16 protein-coding genes are annotated in these 16,859 nt (G+C 70.1%); 6 read left to right on the top strand and 10 right to left on the bottom strand.

The window, feature by feature from the left end; translation table 11 throughout:
• Positions 1–93: 93 nt before the first annotated feature.
• Entirely contained in the window at positions 94–357 is a 264-nt protein-coding gene (locus J2853_RS31585; RefSeq protein ID WP_307564348.1) for a GlsB/YeaQ/YmgE family stress response membrane protein, read from the top strand.
• A gap of 186 nt (positions 358–543) precedes the next feature.
• Here the strand turns inward: J2853_RS31585 and J2853_RS31580 are convergent, their stop codons facing one another.
• The 3 genes from J2853_RS31580 to J2853_RS31570 all read right to left on the bottom strand — a co-directional run bounded on the left by J2853_RS31580 (position 544) and on the right by J2853_RS31570 (position 2,735).
• Positions 544–1,146: a transposase gene (locus tag J2853_RS31580; protein WP_307568892.1), complete on the bottom strand. Its 603-nt coding sequence runs from the start codon at positions 1,144–1,146 to the stop codon at positions 544–546.
• Positions 1,071–1,613, bottom strand: coding sequence for a helix-turn-helix domain-containing protein (locus J2853_RS31575; RefSeq protein ID WP_307564346.1), 543 nt, complete (start codon positions 1,611–1,613; stop codon positions 1,071–1,073). The genes J2853_RS31580 and J2853_RS31575 overlap by 76 nt, the downstream gene beginning before the upstream one ends.
• Before the next feature lie 174 nt (positions 1,614–1,787).
• Complete coding sequence (locus J2853_RS31570; RefSeq protein WP_307564344.1) at positions 1,788–2,735, bottom strand: SDR family NAD(P)-dependent oxidoreductase; 948 nt, start codon at positions 2,733–2,735, stop codon at positions 1,788–1,790.
• Positions 2,736–2,905: 170 nt separating this feature from the next.
• Here J2853_RS31570 and J2853_RS31565 point away from each other — a divergent pair, with 170 nt between their 5' ends.
• Positions 2,906–3,490, top strand: a complete 585-nt coding sequence (locus J2853_RS31565; protein ID WP_307564342.1) for a TetR/AcrR family transcriptional regulator — start codon at positions 2,906–2,908, stop codon at positions 3,488–3,490.
• A gap of 168 nt (positions 3,491–3,658) precedes the next feature.
• Here J2853_RS31565 and J2853_RS31560 read toward each other — a convergent pair whose 3' ends face one another.
• The 3 genes from J2853_RS31560 to J2853_RS31550 form a co-directional block, all read right to left on the bottom strand.
• Complete coding sequence (locus tag J2853_RS31560; RefSeq protein ID WP_307564340.1) at positions 3,659–4,693, bottom strand: ion channel; 1,035 nt, start codon at positions 4,691–4,693, stop codon at positions 3,659–3,661.
• Between the two features lie 203 nt (positions 4,694–4,896).
• Complete coding sequence (locus J2853_RS31555) at positions 4,897–5,037, bottom strand: hypothetical protein (RefSeq protein WP_307564337.1); 141 nt, start codon at positions 5,035–5,037, stop codon at positions 4,897–4,899.
• Between the two features lie 143 nt (positions 5,038–5,180).
• Positions 5,181–5,636, bottom strand: coding sequence for a carboxymuconolactone decarboxylase family protein (locus tag J2853_RS31550; protein WP_307564335.1), 456 nt, complete (start codon positions 5,634–5,636; stop codon positions 5,181–5,183).
• A 176-nt stretch (positions 5,637–5,812) separates the two neighbouring features.
• On the opposite strand from J2853_RS31550, the gene J2853_RS31545 reads away from it, so the two are divergent.
• A complete protein-coding gene (locus J2853_RS31545; RefSeq protein WP_307564333.1) occupies positions 5,813–8,296 on the top strand; it encodes a tetratricopeptide repeat protein in 2,484 nt (827 codons plus the stop codon).
• 114 nt (positions 8,297–8,410) lie between these two features.
• On the opposite strand, the gene J2853_RS31540 is transcribed toward J2853_RS31545, so the two are convergent.
• Positions 8,411–9,040, bottom strand: coding sequence for a TetR/AcrR family transcriptional regulator (locus J2853_RS31540; protein ID WP_307564331.1), 630 nt, complete (start codon positions 9,038–9,040; stop codon positions 8,411–8,413).
• 137 nt (positions 9,041–9,177) lie between these two features.
• On the opposite strand from J2853_RS31540, the gene J2853_RS31535 reads away from it, so the two are divergent.
• Positions 9,178–10,998, top strand: coding sequence for a flavin-containing monooxygenase (locus J2853_RS31535; RefSeq protein ID WP_307564330.1), 1,821 nt, complete (start codon positions 9,178–9,180; stop codon positions 10,996–10,998).
• 184 nt (positions 10,999–11,182) lie between these two features.
• Here J2853_RS31535 and J2853_RS31530 read toward each other — a convergent pair whose 3' ends face one another.
• Positions 11,183–12,574, bottom strand: coding sequence for an alpha/beta hydrolase domain-containing protein (locus tag J2853_RS31530; protein ID WP_307564328.1), 1,392 nt, complete (start codon positions 12,572–12,574; stop codon positions 11,183–11,185).
• A 233-nt stretch (positions 12,575–12,807) separates the two neighbouring features.
• Between J2853_RS31530 and J2853_RS31525 the strand changes: the two genes are divergently transcribed.
• Positions 12,808–14,883 carry a WD40 repeat domain-containing protein gene (locus J2853_RS31525; protein ID WP_307564326.1) on the top strand — a complete coding sequence of 692 codons (2,076 nt, stop codon included), beginning with the start codon at positions 12,808–12,810 and terminating at the stop codon, positions 14,881–14,883.
• 220 nt (positions 14,884–15,103) lie between these two features.
• Here the strand turns inward: J2853_RS31525 and J2853_RS31520 are convergent, their stop codons facing one another.
• Both J2853_RS31520 and J2853_RS31515 read right to left on the bottom strand, forming a co-directional pair.
• A complete protein-coding gene (locus tag J2853_RS31520; protein ID WP_307564325.1) occupies positions 15,104–15,433 on the bottom strand; it encodes a DUF3140 domain-containing protein in 330 nt (109 codons plus the stop codon).
• A complete protein-coding gene (locus J2853_RS31515) occupies positions 15,426–15,662 on the bottom strand; it encodes a hypervirulence associated TUDOR domain-containing protein (protein ID WP_307564323.1) in 237 nt (78 codons plus the stop codon). Before J2853_RS31515 ends, J2853_RS31520 begins: the two co-directional genes overlap by 8 nt.
• Before the next feature lie 146 nt (positions 15,663–15,808).
• Here J2853_RS31515 and pip point away from each other — a divergent pair, with 146 nt between their 5' ends.
• The gene (gene pip / locus J2853_RS31510; protein WP_307564321.1) at positions 15,809–16,774 is read left to right on the top strand and encodes a prolyl aminopeptidase; all 966 of its coding nucleotides are present in this window, start codon (positions 15,809–15,811) and stop codon (positions 16,772–16,774) included.
• Positions 16,775–16,859 lie beyond the last annotated feature (85 nt).

Genomic DNA, 16,859 nt, shown 5'->3' with positions numbered 1-16,859 from the left:
CCCGTTTTCCGTATATGCGCTGTCAAGTTCATATCAACGAAGGCGCCTCAGGGCGGCCCTGAATCGTTGAAAAACACCTTGCGGGAGATCTATATGATCACGTTCATCTTCAGCGCCATTCTGGTCGGGGCGGTCACCGGCGGCCTCGGCCGGCTGCTGATCCCCGGTCGGCAGGAGATCGGTCTGGTCGCCACGATCCTCGCCGGCATCGTGGCCGCCTTCGTGGGCTCAGGGATCGCCTACCTCCTGGACTTCGAGGACAACACGTGGGGCGTCCTCATCCTGCAGCTCCTCCTGGCCGTCGTCTGTGTGGGCGTCGTGGCGAGCCGCAAGAAAGACGAGCAGAGCGAGGTCTGAATCCGGCCGATCACTCCAGCGTTTCTCATGTGTCATTGTCATTGACGCCGGAATGACCGTGCGAGGGCCTTCGGGCCCTACCGGTCAGGTCTTTTCCGGTGAGGTTCCGTCGTCATCAAAAACAGCGCCGAGTTTGAACGGGCGACGGCCGCCCCCGCCGGATGTACTGATTAAGAAGGTCTGGGGTTATGGAGGTTCGAGGCTCAGACCGGTCTCGGTGATGAACGCGTTGAGCAGGTCAGGCTGGTACTGCATACGCTTGAGATGGCTTTTCAGAAGCACAGCCAGTGCATCGATGCCGTGGATGGCGAGGTTGTAGATCTTGCCCTTGAGGTTGGCCCACACCCCTTCGGCCGGGTTGATCTCCGGAGCATACGGTGGCAGCCGGTAGACCAGCAGCCAGTCGGCGCGTGCGGCGATCCAGGCCCGCATCGGGGCGCTGACATGCGCCGGGAGATTATCCCAGACGACCATGATCGGGCCGTGCAGCTGCTGGTGAGCGTCGGTGAGCAGAGCGGCGAAGTCGGCCGAGCCGAAGCCCTTCGGCTCGTATTTGCGGCCGTGATAGACGCTCATCCGGTAGATCAGCCGGGTCCGCTGCCCCGGCTTGACACACAGCAGCCCAGCGATCGAGACCCGGCCCGTTCCGCGCCCGGGCACGGCCACGATCGGGGTGTGGCCGCGCCGTGCCCAGGTACGCCCCTTGGGCGGCCTCAGACTCTGGCCTGATTCGTCGCAGAAGACGATCCAGGCGTCCCAAGCCGCCGCGGTTCTTTTAACGCCGACCACCGCCAGCCCTTCCACGCGGTGATCTGCTCCTCGTCGCGCTCGGTGGCCCGGTGCACCGGCACCTGCGGCGACCACCCTCGCCCGCGCAGCAGATAGGCCACCCCGCGCGCCGTGTACGACACCCGAAACACCTCCCTGATCACCGCGGCGATCCGGGGCAGTGTCCAGCGCTGATCGCTCCAGCCGTGCGCGGCCGGACCCCGTTCCAGTTCCCACGCCAGCCGCTCCAGCTGATCAGCCGACAGCCGGCACACGTTGCCGCCGGGCCCTTTGGAGGCCAGCGCGGTCTTGCCTCCGGACTGCCAGGCTCGACGCCACGCACACGCCGACTTCCGGGTGATGCTCAACTCTCGCGCCACCTGCGGTGCGCTCATGCCTCCGGCGAACAGGTCCGCCGCTATGAACCGAAGTCGCTCTCGTTCGGCGCGGGCCCGCATCGACAGGCCTCCGCGATCTGAATACCTCATATTCCAGGTCTACAACCTGCCCGAACGCGCCGCTTAACCTGCCCTCCAGACGCACGTGACCTCAGACCTTCTTGATCAGTATGGATCGCGGCGACGGTCCCGCGGGGCGCCGTCGAGGTCGCCCGCGGCGCCCGAATCACATGGACGACCTCCGCCGGGCGGAAGACGGAGCGGTCATGCGGCGAGCGTCTCGATGGAGACCTGCCAGAGCCGTGCGGCGGCCTCGGGGTCGAGCGCGTACGCGGCGACGCCCTGGCGCATGCCCGGCCGGTTCGGCTCCGCCTCGTTGCAGTCCTCGAAGTAGCGCCCGCCGACGCCCTTGAGAAGGGGCGACGTCGCGACCAGCACGGACGTGGCGGCGCCCTGCTCGGGCGTCTTCCACACGGTGCTCGCCGCGTCGGGGTTCTGGGCGAGAAGCCTGTCGAGATCCTCCTGGGTGACGTGCCGCTGCAGGTTGGTCCGGATCGCGCCGGGCATCAGCGCGTTGACGGTGATGCCGTCGTCCGCCCATCGCCTCGTCGCCTCGACCGCGAGCAGGACGTTGGCCGTCTTGGACTGTCCGTACGCCGACCAGGGCTCGTAGGCGCGCTCCCGGAAGTGGATGTCGTCGAAGACGATCGGCGAGCGCAGGTGCGCGCTCGAACTGACCGATACGACGCGGGCGTCGCCGGCCGCCGCGAGCGCCCGGTGCAGTCCCGTGGTGAGCGCGAAGTGACCGAGGTGGTTGGTGGCGAACTGGAGCTCCCAGCCCTCCGGCGTCCGGGTCATGGGAGAGGCCATCACCCCGGCGTTGTTGACGAGGATGTGCAGCGGGCCGTCCCACGCGGCGGTGAAGGCCGCGACGGACGCCTGGTCGGAAAGGTCCAGCGGTGCGACGAGGACCTGCTTGTTGCCGGTGGTCGCGGTGATGTCCTCGGCGGTGCGCGTTCCCGCTTCGAGGTTCCGGACCGCCAGGGTCACCTCGGCGCCCGCGCCGGCGAGTGCCCGGGCGGTCTCGACGCCGATGCCGGACGCCCCGCCGGTCACGATGACGCGGCGGCCAGTGAGGTCGATGCCGTCCAGGACCTCGGCCGCGGTGGACCGGGCGGTGAACGGTGTGGTGACGGGTGTGGTCGCGGTCATGATCCTGCCTGTCCTGAGTGACGATGCGAAGGAGAGGGCCAGCCGGTACGATGTGAAGCGGAGGACCCTCCACTAAATAGGACTCTAAGCGGAGTCTCCTCCATTTAGCAAGCCGTGTCTCACGGTGACCTGTCGCCACGACGTCCGAACGGACTGACGAGGAGAAGCCTGTGGCGTCCACAGACCCCCGACCGCTACGCGCCGACGCGCAGCGCAACCGCGACCGGCTGCTCGACACCGCCGTACGCGCGTTCTCCCAGGACGGGCCGGACGTGACGCTCGACGCGATCGCGAAGGACGCGGGCGTCGGCATCGGTACGCTCTACCGCCATTTCCCCACCCGTGAGGCGCTCATCGAGGCGGTGTACCGCAACGAGCTCACGAGGTTGTGCGACGCCGCGACGGAACTCCTGCGGACCATGCGGCCCGACGAGGCGACGCGCACCTGGATGGATCGGTTCGTCGACTACATGACGACCAAGCGCGGCATGGCCGACGCGCTGCGCGCGGTCATCGCGTCCGGCGGGAACCCGTACGCGGAGAGTCTTGAACGGCTGGTCGCCGCGATCACGACGCTGCTTCAGGCCGGCGCCGCCGCCGGGACCGTACGGCCGGACGTCGAGCCGGTCGACGTGCTCGTGAGCATGAACGGTGTGTCCCTCGCCGCCGGCGCGCCCGAGCAGCGTGACCAGGCTCGCCGGCTGCTCGACCTGCTGATGGACGGCCTGCGCTACCGGGCCGCCGCCGCGGACTGACGAGCGCCCCCGCGACGGTCACGAGGTATCTGACCGTCGCCGGCGTGCCCCGGCCGACGACGCCGTACGCGACCCCGACCGGCTGGTGCGGGACGTACGGCGGTGACGCGGCCACGGCCAGGTAACCGGACGGCCGCCTGCCCCGGCCGTCCGGCCCGGAGCGGGCGGTCAGCCGGTCTCGCGCAGGCTTTTCGCGATCTCGTCGGGGGTGAGGCGGCGGGAGCCGACGTAGTAGAGCACGGCCCCCGCCGGCAACTGGGTTCGCCAGCCCGGGTTGACCAGCAGCGTGTCGCCGGTACGCGCGGCGAGCATCGTGGCGCCGTGCAGCCGGCCGAGCGAGGTCTGGCAGCGGTCGACCAGCACGGGTCCCAGAGACTCCGGCAACCGGACCGAATAGGTGTCGGCGCCGCCGTGGGTCATCAGTTGCGTGTAGATCTCGGTGATGCCGGGATCCTTCAACTCCTCGGTGATCATATGGGGGCTGTGCCACTGGACGCAGCGCACGGCCTCGTCGACGTATCGCAGATGCCGGACCCTGCCGATGTCGCGCAGCGCGACGACAAGATGGGCGCCCTCGGCGACGTGGTCGGCGGTGACCGCGATCGCCAGCGCCTCGTTGTCGTCGCGGGCGTCGACCAGCACGCTGTACGCCCGCTGCACGCCGGCCCGGCGCAGCACGCCGTCGTCGGTCAGGTCACCGCGCACGAACGCGACGTCGCGGTCGGGCATCGGATGCGTCGATACATCGTTCCAAGCGCAGAGCACGACGCGAGTCGAACCGTCGGCGACCAGCTCGTCCACCATCTGCTCGGTCCGTCCCGGCGTGTAACCGAGCAGCACGACGTGGCCGGAGTCCTCCACCGTGATGGCACCCTGCATCCTTCGTCCTCTCGCTTGTTCCAGCGCCGTCGACAGCTTGGTGAACACGGTCGTCAGTGTCGCGATGCCGCCGACGATGATGTACACGCCGACGAGGTGGCCCGCCGCCGACGTCGGATACAGGTCGCCGTAGCCGACGGTCGAGGCGGTGACCACGAAGTACCACCAGAAGTTGGCGGGTTCGACGATCGTGTTGTCCGCGGGTTCCACGAGCGTCATGAGGGGCCAGCTCGTCACGAACACGAGGCCGAGGACGATGACCGGTGTCCACCAGGTTCCCAGCGTCGTGATTCGGGCCAGCAAGCGGGCTAAGAAGACCGGCACGTTTCCTCCTGCACGGAACCCTCCGATTCGGCCACCTTAACGGGACGGAACTCGTGGAAATAGTCCCGGCGACGTGCGGACCCATCGCGGGTGCCCGGGCGCGCGACCATCACGGCGTGGTCGCGCCCGGTCGTGGTGGTCGGGCGATTCGGCGCGCGGTCGTCTCGGGGGTGCGTGCCGAGGGCGCGGCGCGAGCGCGGTTCTCAGCTCGCCGCTCGCCGTGCGAGTGCGCTGATCCGCGCCTCGTCGTCGGCGGTCAGCTCCGTCAGCGCGGCTCGTTCCTCGTCGGTGAACCCGTCGAACTTCTTGCCGGCCGCGGTGGTGGTCTTCGGCTTCTCGGTCATGGTGGGACTCCTCGCCTGTGATCTTCATGGGGATGAGTGGCTTGCGGGGGACGGCCGGCGCGGTGGCTCGTCCGGGGTCGCCGGGGTGAGGCGAGCGGTCCCGGGCCTCGGGTTCGAATCAGGGGGCCCGGGACGGGCGTCGCTCACCCCCAGGCGCCGGCGATCTGGCGGGTGGTGGCGTTGAGCCGGTTGAACAGGTTGGTGACGCCGATCATCAAAATGATCGCGGCCAGCTGCTTCTCGTCGAAATAGGTGGCGGCCCTGTCCCAGACCTCGTCGCTCACCGCCTCGGCACGGTCGGCCAGCCGCGTCGCGGCCTCGGCCAGGTCGAGCGCCGCCCGCTCCTCCTCGGTGAAGTACGGGGTCTCCCGCCAGGCGACGACCGTGGCCAGCCGCTCCTCGCTCACCCCGGCCTTGCGGGCGCTCTTGGCACCCCCGTCGACGCAGGCGCTGCAGCCGTTGATCTGGCTGACCCGCAGATGCACCAGCTCCAGCGTCTGAGCGTCCACCCCGCCGGTGTGCACGGCCTTGAAGAGCTCCTGGATGGGCTGCATCGCGCCGGACAGGATGAAGGCGGGGTTCTGCATACGGGACTGCATCGTGGTTCTCCTCTTTCGGATCGGCGCCCCGTCCCTCGGGGCGTGACTCCATGACAGCCGGAACGGCGTGCCATGACGACGGCGATGGGACACCGTGGGACAGCCGGAACGGGGGTGGCCTGTGGTTATTCGTCCCGGTAAGTTTCTTTCGCGATGGGACGGAAAGGCAGGGCACGGTGGCGGTGAACCAGCGGACGGCGAAGGCGGACCCCCAGGACGAACTGGCCGCCCGGCTGCGTCTACTCCAGGAGCTGTCCGGGCGCGGCGTGCGGGCCCTCGCGCGGGACACGGGCCTCAGCTCGTCGTCGCTGTCGCGCTACCTCAGCGGCCAGTCGGTGCCGCCCTGGCCCGTGGTGATCGAACTCTGCCGCTTCGTCAAGCGTGACCCCCGCCCGCTGCGCCCCGTGTGGGAGCGGGTGACGAACCTCCTGCCGTCGCCCCCGAAGACGAGCCGCCAGGTCCAGCCTCCCTCGCCGCCCGCCGGCGTCCCGCGCCCGCCCCGCAACGATCTGCCGCGTGACGTGCCCGACTTCACCGGACGTGAGGCCCAGCTCGCCGCCGTCCTCGCCGCGGTGGACAGCAGCCGGGTGGTCGCGGTCGACGGCATGGCGGGCGTCGGCAAGACCTGTCTGGCGGTGCACGCGGCGCACCTGCTGACCGCCGGATACCCGGACGCGCAGCTCTACCTGGACCTGCACGGGTTCACCGACGGGCGGGAACCGCTCGATCCCGATCCCGCGCTGCGGGCATTGCTCGCCGCGCTCGACGTCCCGTCGGAGAAGATCCCGCAGGAGGGCGGTGTCGAGCCGCTGGCCGCCTGCTGGCGCTCGGAGCTGGCCGGCCGGCGGGCCGTCGTGGTCCTCGACAATGTCGCCGGCGCCGACCAGGTCCGCCCGCTGCTGCCCGGCGCGGGGCCCTCCGTCGTCCTGATCACCAGCCGCAATCGGCTGCTGGGCCTGGAGGAGGTGCCCCCGGTCTCACTGGACGTCCTGACCCCGCAGGAGAGCGCGGAGCTGCTGGCCCGCGCCAGCGGCGATCCCGGCGGCCCCGACGGCCGCCTGGCCCGTGACGCGGAGTCCGCGGCCGAAGTCCTGCGGTTGTGCGGCCATCTGCCGCTGGCCCTGCGCCTGGCCGGGGCCCGGTTGCGGCACCGGCCGGGCTGGACCGTGGGCATCCTCGTCGAGCGCATGGCGGAGGGCACGAGCGAGTTCGACACCGCGTTCGCCATGTCCGTACGGCAACTGGACCGGGCTGAGCGCAGGTTGTTCCGGTTGCTGGGCCTGCTGTTCGGGTCGTCCTTCGACGAGTACGTGGCGGCGGCGCTGGCGGACGTGCCGCTGCGCGGCGCACGGGCGATGCTGGAGGACCTGCTCGACGCGCACCTCGTCCAGCAGCCGTCGGCCGGCCGGTACATCTTGCACGACCTGGTGCACCAGCACGCGCGCCGAGCCACCTCGGAGCAGGATTCTCCGGCGGAGCGGGAGCAGGCGCTGGGCCGGGTGCTCGACTATTACGTACACGCGGCGGCCTCCGCCGACGCCGCGATGCCGTACGTGTCCGGCAGCCGCCCGGCCTCCGCGGGCCGGCCGCCGGCCGAACTGCCGCGGTTCACCGACAAGCACGCGGCTCTCGGCTGGTACGGCACCGAGTACACCAACCTGATAGGCGCCTTCGAGGTGGCGGTCGCCACCGGAGCCGACGCGCACGCGTGCGAGCTGCCGCGCTTCATGCGGGCGTACTTCGCGCGGCGCTGCGGCACGACGCACCTCAACGTCCTGTTCGAGCGCTCGCTGTCGGCCGCGCAGCGCCTGGGCGATCCGTGGCAACTGGCCGAGGCGCACAGCGACCTGGGCTTCGCCCGCTACAACGCGGGCCGGATGGCGGAGGCAGGCGCCGCGTACGAGGCGGCGGCACCGCTGGTGTCCCAGGCGGGCGACACCCGCTCCGAGGCGGATCTGATGATGCGCCGCGGCTACCTGCGGTGGGACGAGGGTTGTGTCGAGGAGCCACTCGGCCTGTTCCGGTCGGCGGGAAAGCTGTACGCGGACGCCGGCTGTCCGATGGGCGCGGCCCATGCGACCGCCGACGAGGCGTGGGCGATGCTGCAACTGGGACACCGCGAGGAGGCCGCGCGGCTGGCCCGTGAGGTGCTGGACGCCGCGCACGCCGACCCCGCCTGGCCGGCCGCGCTGACGGCCCGGATCACCCTTGGCATGGCCACCGCCCACGAGCGACCCGACGAGGCCGCGGAGCACCTGCGCCACGCCCTGGAAGTCGCCCGCGAGGACGGCCACAAGAACAACGAGGCGTGGTGTCTCAACTGCCTGGGCGTCGCCCTGCGCCAGATGGGCCGCCACGAGGAGGCGCTGGCCGGCCACCGGCAGGCCTTCGCCCTCCTGGACGAGTTGTTCGAGGAACACTGGAAGATTCACTTCCTCAACGACTACGGCGAGACCTGCCGACTGGCCGGCCTGCCCGACGAGGCCCTGCGCCTGCACCGTCAGGCACTCGAACTGGCCCCGAAGGTGGGCAACCGGCACAGGGAGGCGCTGGCCCACGAGGGGATCGCCGCCGTCCTCGACGAGACGGACCCGGCTGCCGCCGCCGGGCACCGCGCGGCGGGGCAGGCCATCCGGGAGGAACTCGAACCGGGGGCCTGACGTGACCGCGGGTCCGGCCCACGTTTTCAGGCACCAGGTGCCAGGCGCCGCGGTACCCCGCCGAGCCCGGCCGCGCCGTTACGGGTCGCCGACGGGCGGCGTCGGGCCGGGCGATCACCGCGACGCGGTGAGGGCGGCGCTCAGCGCGGCCTCGAGAACCTGCGCCGACACCTGGGCCACCTCGTCGGGAGTGCGGCCGAAGTCTCCGGTGAGCGACTGGGTGGTGAATCCCGAAAGGTGCACGGCGACGGCGTCGACCAGCCACGCCGGAGGGTGTTCCCGCCCGCCGCGCGCCTGCCACATGCGGGAGGTGACGCCGACCGCGAAGAGCTTGCGGCTCTCCCGGCGCTCGGCGGCCGCCTGGGCGAGCTCGGCGGAGAGGTTGTCCGGTTCGAGGGCCGCGAGCTCCCAGTAGATGCGGCCGTTGCGGGCGTTGAGCCGGTGGGTGACGAACAGCAGATCGAGCAGCCAGGCCCGCAGGTCGTCGTCCTCGGGCGGCGCCGGGATGTGCAGGGCGTAGCTGCGCACGCCCTCCTTGATGGCGGCGGCGAAGAGGCCGTCGCGCGTGGCGAAGTGGCGGAACACCGTACGCCGGTTGACGTGGGCCGCTTCGGCCACGTCGTCGACGGTCGCGGCGAGGCCGCGCTCCGCCAGCACCACGCGTGCGGCGCGAAGGATCCGTGATCGGGCGACGTCGCGCCGCTCGTCGGAGAGCGACGTCACGGTCACGGCGTCAGGGGTCATACGACGATCGTAGCGGCGGCACTTGCCGCATGTCACTCATGAGTGACATCCTGACACTGCTGAGGGGCGGATGCCGCCGGAGGCACCCCCGCCGCTCGGCGTATCGACGTCCCGTCCCCGTCGAACACGGAGCACGCATGACCGTCACAGGCCGCTTCGCCAGCCCCGATGGCACCGCCATCGACAAGGAGTCCCTCCGCCAGAGGTATCTGGAGGAGCGCAACAAGCGGCTCCGTCCCGACGGCAACGACCAGTACCTCCGGCTCACCGGCCACCTCGCGCACTACCTCGACGACCCCCACACCCCGATGACCCCACGCGAGCCGAAGACCGACCACGTGACGGTCGCGTTCATCGGCGGAGGCTTCGCCGGTCTCGTCACCGGCGCGCGGCTGAAGGAGGCCGGCGTCGACGACGTCCGCATCATCGAGAAGGGAGGCGGCTTCGGCGGCACCTGGTACTGGAACCGCTACCCCGGCGCGCAGTGCGACACGGCGTCGTTCGTGTACATGCCGCTCCTTGAGGAAACCGGTCACGTGCCGACCGAGAAGTACGCGCACGCACCCGAGATCCTCGAACACTGCCGGCGCATCGGCAAGCAGTTCGGTCTGTACGACGACGCGCTCTTCCACACCGAGGTCAAGGATCTCCGATGGGACGAGGAGCGATCGCGCTGGATCATCCGTACCAACCGGGGCGACGACTTCACCGCCCGGTTCGTCGCGATGGGCACCGGTCCGCTGCACGTGCCGAAACTGCCGGGGATTCCCGGCATCCAGTCGTTCAAGGGACACTCGTTCCACACGAGCCGCTGGGACTACGACTACACCGGGGGCGACCCCTCGGGTGCGCCGATGGAGAAGCTGGCCGGCAAACGCGTCGCCGTCATCGGGACGGGGGCGACGGCCGTGCAGTGCGTGCCGCACCTGGCTCGGGCGTGCGAGGAGCTGTACGTGTTCCAGCGCACCCCGTCGTCGGTCGACGTCCGCAACAACCAGCCGACCGATTTTGAGTGGTTCGCCCAGATCGCGACGCCGGGCTGGCAGCAGCGCTGGCTGGAGAACTTCACGGCCAACCAGACGAACAGCATGGCCGACGAGGACCTGGTGATGGACGGCTGGACCGACATCGCCCGGCGGCTGCGCTCCAAGGTCATGAAGCTCGCGCCCGAGGACTTCACCCCGGAGAAGATGATGGAGGCCTTCGAGGAGTCCGACTTCGAGAAAATGGAGGAGATCCGCGCGCGCGTCGACTCCATCGTCGAGGATCCCGAGACGGCCCGGAATCTGAAGGCGTGGTACCGCCAGCTGTGCAAGCGGCCGTGCTTCCACGACGAGTACCTGCAGGCCTACAACGTCCCCGGCACCCACCTCGTCGACACCGACGGCAAGGGCGTGGAGCGGATCACCGAGAACGGAGTCGTCGTCGCCGGCAGGGAGTACGAGGTCGACTGCGTCATCTACGCCTCCGGCTTCGAGGTCGGCACCGAATACACGCGACGGGCCGGCTACGACATGACCGGTCGCGACGGCGTCAAGCTCTCCGAGTACTGGGCCGAGGGCATGCGCACCCTGCACGGCATCCACGTGCACGGTTTTCCGAACGCCTTCATCGTGCAGCCGACGCAGGGCGCGAACCTCATCTCCAACATCCCGCACAACCTCACGGAGGCGGGCAGGACGATCGCGCTGATGATCAGGCATGCCCTCGACAACGGGTTCGACGAGATCGAGGTCGCCAAGGAGGCCGAGGACGCGTGGGTCGAGCTCCTGCTGTCCGGCACGGGCCGGCTGCTGAACTCGCCGGACTGCACGCCGGGCTACTACAACAACGAGGGCCAGGACGCGGGGTTGCGGGCGCGGCTCAACGTGGGCTACCCGCACGGGGCGACGGCCTACTTCGCCTACCTCGACGAATGGCGCACGTCCGGTGCGTTCGCGGGTCTCGAGTTCCGGTGACGCACCACGGCGGGCCGGACGGCTCCCGCGGTCTCCGCCCCCTGGTCACCGGCACGTCTCCCGGGAGGACGTGAACGCGGCCCGACCGCCGTCAAGGCCGCACACGTCCGTTCGGCCGAGGTCCCGGAAAGGGAGCGCGGGCTTCGGCTCGCGCTCCCTCTCGTACGGGTGAGGTGTCACCGCCTCAGTGTCGGCCGACGTCGACCTTGGTGGCGTCCTTCAGGTTCTGGGCCGCGTCGGAGGGCAGAAGGTAGCCCTTGCGGAGGTTGCCCGCGTCGGACCCCGCGACGGCGGCGATGTACAGGCCCCGGAGGCGGTAGAGCTGCTTGAGCCGGGCCTGGTCGAAGGGCACGTGCGTGCCGAACAGCCGGCAGAACGACTCTCCCGAGTTGTCGCCGTTGTTGAGGGCGGTGGGCGCCGCGACCTGGGAGAGCCGGATGCCTCCCTGGGCCAGGCCCAGCTCGTCGCGGACCTTCGTGCCGTCGGGGTTGAACCGCAGCGGGGGAGCGGTCGGGGGAGCGATCCCGCGTTCGACCCAGCGGGTCAGGTGGTCGTAGGCGGCGGCGAGCACATGGCTCAACGGCACGCGGCTGAACGGTGGCTGGTCGCAGGTGTAGGCGGGTGCGCTACCGAGGTCGCGGGTCAGCAGCGGGCGCCGGTACTCCTGGCCGGTCCAGCCGGAGTGGGCCGCGCCGGCGACCTCCCAGTGGCGGAACCGGTCACTGTCCGCACGATGGGCCGGTGACCGCACATCGGTCTCCGACAACACCTGGAACACCGGCTCGGCGCCGACACGGGTGGGCGCGCCCCCGACGATGTTGGCGAACCCGTCGAAGACGCTCTCGATCTGGGGCAGCACGGCGTCGTAGTACACGGTCATCCGGCCCGCGGACTGCGAGGCGCCGATCGCCAGCACCGTGTCCACCTTCAACCGGTCCAGGGGAGCCTTGCCGCCTCGCGCCCGGACGGCCTTGGCCGCCTGGGAGAAGATGTCGTAGGAGAGCTCGTCGGCGGTGAAACGGCCGCCGCCCGTGACGTCCAGGGTTCCGTAGCGGGCCGGGCTCCATCCGCGGAGCTGGTCGACCCCGACCCGCTGCGCGGAGACGCCGACCCACGCGTACCCGGCACGGGTGATCTGGTCGGGGCTCCACAGGGCGTCCAGGTCGTACCCGGCGGTCACGTTCTGCCACTCGGCGAGCACGGTGCCGTTGAAGGTGGCCTGGTGGGCGGGACGGCGCACGATGATCCGGGTGCGGTAGGGGACGTCCGAGGCGAGCAGCCGGCCGGTCGTGTCGTAGGCGTCGGCCGCACCGGAGAGGTAGAACTCCTGCTCCACGTAGCCGCGGGCGGCCAGGTTCACGTCGGTGGACAACCAGGGGTAGGTGTTCTTCACGTCCGGTGAGGACGGGTCACCGGGGACGGAGCCGGGAACGGGCCCCTCGACGGTCGGGGCTGGGACGGGTGCAGGAGCTGATCGCGGTGTTTGCCGGGTGTCGGCGTGGGTCGGTCCGGCCGCGAGCCCGGCGATCACCACGCCTGCCACCATGACTCTGGCCATTTTCACCAGCGAGACCATGCTTCATATCTCCTTCCGGCACGGCCGGATGTGCGGCCACACCCGGAGATGATCTCCGGCGGCAGATCGTTTGGCATCGGTGAAATCACCGGTTTCACCGATGTGACCACCGGGGCCCGTGGCCGTGGCGGCAGGCCGGACCCGGCGCCCTTCCGGCGGATCACGCCGGGGCGGCACCCTCGGTGAGGGGTGCGGTTTATGCTCGGGGAGCGATTACGGCGACAGGGGTTCGGATGTCCTTTCGGCGGCTGCCACCCGTCCTCGCCGCGCTGTTCCTGGCCGGGTCCGTGCCGCTGGCCTCGGCCGGGTCGACCGTCGTGAGCTGGCCCCGGGCGGGCACCACCTGCCAGGAGACGTCACGCGGCGTCGTTCCCGCCTCGTTCGCGGCGCCCGTCGCGATGGACATGGGCGGCCACGCCGACGTGACCTCGGTGGCCGTGGGCGAACTGGACGACCGGCCCGTCGTGATCAGCGCGGGTGCCGAGCACACCATCCGGATCTGGGACAGGGCCACTCTGGAACCGATCGGCGATCCGATCCCCGGCGACGGCCCGGTGGCGTACGGCACCGTCGGCGGCAGACCCGTCATCCTCGGCCGGAGCCGCGGGGCGCTCCAGAGGTGGGACGCCACCACCCGGCTGCCCGTCGGCGGGCCGCTCCCCGCCGGGCGGTTCCGGTCCGTCGCGTTCGGCGAGTTCGACGGCAGGCCGATCGCCGCCACGGCGGGCACCGACGGCGCCTACGTGTTCGATCTGGCGACCGGCCGCCGGATCGGCCCGCCCATCGGTACCGGGATCTTCAGCGCCGTCGCGTTGGTCCGCGTTCACGGCGTCCCGCTCGTGCTGGCCGGACAGAGCGACGCGGTGATCGCCTGGGATCCGTTCTCCGGAAAACCCGTCGGGAAACCGCTCGTCCTCCAGGACGAGTTCATCCAGAACATCACCACGATCAGGACGACCACGATCGGCGGTCGTCCGGTGGCCCTGATCCCCACGGCCGACCTCGGGGTGATTCGCTGGGATCTGATCACGCGTGAGGTGACCCGCCATTCGCTGCAGGGGAGGTTCGGTCCCTCGTCGCTCGCCGTGCTGAACGGCCGGACCGTGTTCGTCTCGGCCGAGACCGCCGGAGACCTCGCCACCGACCCCTACGGATCGCGGCTCCGAAGCCCGGTCGCGGTCATCGATCCGGCCACCGGTGAGCGGTTGCCGTCCTTCGAGGTCCCGGGGCACGTCACGTCGCTGGCGGTCGGTGACCTCGGCGGCCGTCCCGTGATCGTGACCGGCGGGCGCGACAACGCCGTCCGCGCCTACGATCTCGTCACGGGCCGGGAGTCCGCTCCTCCCGCCACCGGAGGGCCCAACGGGGACGTCTACGGGGTGAACGGCGAGCTGCACGGCAGACCGGTCACGGTGGCCCACGGGAACGACGGCGAAGTCCTGGGCGTGTGGGATCTCGGTAGTGGCAGACCGCTGGACTCCCCGGTCAGGTTGCCCGGGCGCGTCACCTCGTTCGCGACCGGCGAATACGGCGGGCGAGCGGTCCTGGTCGCGGGGATCGGCGTCGGAGATCCCTCGATGATCCGGATATTCGACCTTGAACGTCGCACGCCGATCGGCGAACCCCTCCTCGGCCATGACGGCCTCGTCACCGGGGTCGCGCTCACCGAGGCCGATCGCCGGGTGCTCGTGGTCGGAGCGGGTGACAGGGGCGACGCGGCCGGCGACTCTTCCGCGTCCCGGGGCGCGGTACGCATCTGGGACTTTCCCTTGGGGACGCTCCTGCACGACCTCAGCGTCGGAAACGGTCCGGCCGGGCAGCTGGCCCTCATCCGCCTCGCGGGCCGGCCGGTCGCGGTGACCTTCGGCGCCACCCGCGCCCGGCTCTGGGACGTCGGCGCGGGAAAACGGATGGCGTCGTTCCGCATCGCGAAGACCGAGCACTCGGCCCCGGTGGAGATCGCCCGGTTCGACTGCACGACGGTCGCGATCGTGGCCACCGGCAGGACCGTGGAGCTCTACGACCTCGCCACGGGCGAGCAGGTCGAGCGTCCGCTGCTCGGCCACTCCAAGCAGGTCAGCAGTGTCGCCTTCGGACGGGTCGGCGGCGTCCCGATCGCGGTCACCCACTCGCCGCAGGACAGGAGCATGCGGGTCTGGGACCTCACCACCAGCCGGCAGGTCGGGACGCTTCAGCGTCCTTCCCGCTACCTCGGCTCTCTCTCGATGAGCTACCTCGACGGCCGCGCCGTGCTTGTCGGCGGCGGTCGCGAGGCACTGTGGACCTGGGATCTGGGTCCGGCCGCGTGACAACCGGCAGGCCGTCCCGCGGTCACCGGCCCTCTCGCGGTCACAGACCCACCCGCGGTCACCGAAACGCCGCACGGCCCGTGGGCGGCCGGGCCGGTGCCGCGCTCGCCTCGGTGATCCCCGCGCCCGTTCGCCGAGACGTCGCCTCCCCGGCGCGTGGTGGCCCTTCGGGCTCGACCGCCTCGGTGGGGCGGTCGCTTCGGTATCGGCCGGCGGAGACCTACTTGATCGGGTCGTGCCCCCAGTTCATCAGGGAGTAACGCCATGCGGTTTCCCGGACGTCACCTGACGGTCGTTGCGCCAGATGCCGGCGGATGTAACCGGCGACCTTCCGCATGTGGGCGTAGTCGTCGTCGCTGAGGTCGCCGTTCGCTCTCCTGAGGATTTTCACGATCTGGCGACCGGACTCGTGCCCGATCGACTCGGTGCCGCCGGATTTGTCTCCGACGGCGTTCGACTCCCGCGTGCCGAGCCAGTGGTCGAGCTCCTCGGCCGTCATGTTGACCGTCTGGCGGAAATCTATGGCGATCTGTTTTCTGTCGTCAGTCATGGCGGTCCTTTTTGCGAAGAGCCGACGGCTTGTGTACGGCGCTTTTGCCGCTTCTGTCGCTGCGGACGCGATATTGGGGGTCCTCGGGCGAGGCGTTCACGGTGCGCCCGGAATCCTCGGTCCTCTCAGTGATCTTCTCTTCCACCGTGCCCGAGGTGGAAGAGCCGTGGCTTTCCCAGGTGACCTTGTCACCCACCGAGAGTTCGCTGTTTTTCTCCTTTTCGCTCATAGGGGGTGGAGTACCCGTGAGGTAAAAGGACAATCATTCATGGATTTCCCATGGTTGCCTTGTTGAAAGGCCGGTGACGCGTCAGCGCCCCGCCGAACCCGGGCGGTCCGGCGGGCGTGCGGTTCGTGCTGCGAAGATGGGCCGTCATGAGGACGCTCTATCCACCGATCGAGCCGTACGACTCCGGTCTGCTCGACGTCGGCGACGGTAACCAGATCTATTGGGAGGTCTCCGGCGACCCCGACGGCAAGCCCGTGGTCATGGTGCACGGGGGGCCCGGCGGCGGCTGCACCCCCGATCATCGCCGGCAGTTCGACCCGCGGGCGTACCGCATCGTGCTGTTCGACCAGCGCAACTGCGGGCGCAGCCGGCCGCATGCCGGTGACCCGGTCGTGTCGCTGGAGCACAACACGACGTGGCATCTCGTCGCCGACCTGGAGCGGTTGCGTGAGCACCTGGGCGTCGACCGCTGGATGGTGTTCGGCGGGTCGTGGGGCAGCACACTGGCGCTCGCGTACGCGCAGACCCACCCTGACAGCGTCTCCGAACTCGTGCTGCGCGGCATCTTCACGTTGCGGCCCTTCGAGCTCCGGTGGTTCTACCAGGAAGGGGCGTCGCTGGTCTTCCCCGATGCCTGGGAGAGCTATGTCGCGCCGATCCCGGAGGAGGAGCGCGAAGATCTGATCGCCGCGTTCCACACCCGGCTCAACGATCCGGATCCGGAGGTACGGCTGCCCGCGGCACGCGCGTGGAGCGTCTGGGAGGGCTCGACCGTCACCCTGCGGCCAGACCCCGAGATCATCGCCACGCATTCCGGCGACGATTACGCGGTCGCCTTCGCCAGAATCGAAAGCCACTACTTCCTCAACGGCGGGTTCTTCGAGGAGGGGCAGCTCATCCGGGACGTCGGCAGGATCCGGCACATCCCCTGCGTCATCGTGCAGGGCCGGTACGACATGTGCACCCCGGCCAGGACCGCCTGGGACCTTCATCGCGCCTGGCCGGAAGCCGAGTTCCACATCGTCGACGACGCGGGGCACGCCTACTCGGAGCCCGGCATCCTTGATCGCCTCATCGAGACGACCGATCGCCTCGCCCTTCGCCGGAGCTGACGCGATCCGCCCCGTACGGCTTCGGTCGCACCGCCGCACTCACGTCCGTGGCCTTCGGCGGCTCGGACGGCGCGTCTCCGGAGAC

This window comes from Streptosporangium lutulentum, assembly GCF_030811455.1.
Taxonomy (GTDB): domain Bacteria; phylum Actinomycetota; class Actinomycetes; order Streptosporangiales; family Streptosporangiaceae; genus Streptosporangium; species Streptosporangium lutulentum.
The sequence above is the reverse complement of the archived record's forward strand: the minus strand, read 5'-3'. Positions and strand labels throughout refer to the sequence as shown.

What these genes read in the sequence shown, in the direction of transcription:
- J2853_RS31585 (WP_307564348.1), top strand. Translation starts at nt 94, where the DNA reads ATGATCACGTTCATCTTCAGCGCCATTCTGGTCGGGGCGGTCACCGGC.
- J2853_RS31575 (WP_307564346.1), bottom strand. Translation starts at nt 1,613, where the DNA reads ATGAGGTATTCAGATCGCGGAGGCCTGTCGATGCGGGCCCGCGCCGAA.
- J2853_RS31570 (WP_307564344.1), bottom strand. Translation starts at nt 2,735, where the DNA reads ATGACCGCGACCACACCCGTCACCACACCGTTCACCGCCCGGTCCACC.
- J2853_RS31555 (WP_307564337.1), bottom strand. Translation starts at nt 5,037, where the DNA reads ATGACCGAGAAGCCGAAGACCACCACCGCGGCCGGCAAGAAGTTCGAC.
- J2853_RS31550 (WP_307564335.1), bottom strand. Translation starts at nt 5,636, where the DNA reads ATGCAGTCCCGTATGCAGAACCCCGCCTTCATCCTGTCCGGCGCGATG.
- J2853_RS31540 (WP_307564331.1), bottom strand. Translation starts at nt 9,040, where the DNA reads ATGACCCCTGACGCCGTGACCGTGACGTCGCTCTCCGACGAGCGGCGC.
- J2853_RS31535 (WP_307564330.1), top strand. Translation starts at nt 9,178, where the DNA reads ATGACCGTCACAGGCCGCTTCGCCAGCCCCGATGGCACCGCCATCGAC.
- J2853_RS31530 (WP_307564328.1), bottom strand. Translation starts at nt 12,574, where the DNA reads ATGGTCTCGCTGGTGAAAATGGCCAGAGTCATGGTGGCAGGCGTGGTG.
- J2853_RS31525 (WP_307564326.1), top strand. Translation starts at nt 12,808, where the DNA reads ATGTCCTTTCGGCGGCTGCCACCCGTCCTCGCCGCGCTGTTCCTGGCC.
- J2853_RS31520 (WP_307564325.1), bottom strand. Translation starts at nt 15,433, where the DNA reads ATGACTGACGACAGAAAACAGATCGCCATAGATTTCCGCCAGACGGTC.
- J2853_RS31515 (WP_307564323.1), bottom strand. Translation starts at nt 15,662, where the DNA reads ATGAGCGAAAAGGAGAAAAACAGCGAACTCTCGGTGGGTGACAAGGTC.
- pip (WP_307564321.1), top strand. Translation starts at nt 15,809, where the DNA reads ATGAGGACGCTCTATCCACCGATCGAGCCGTACGACTCCGGTCTGCTC.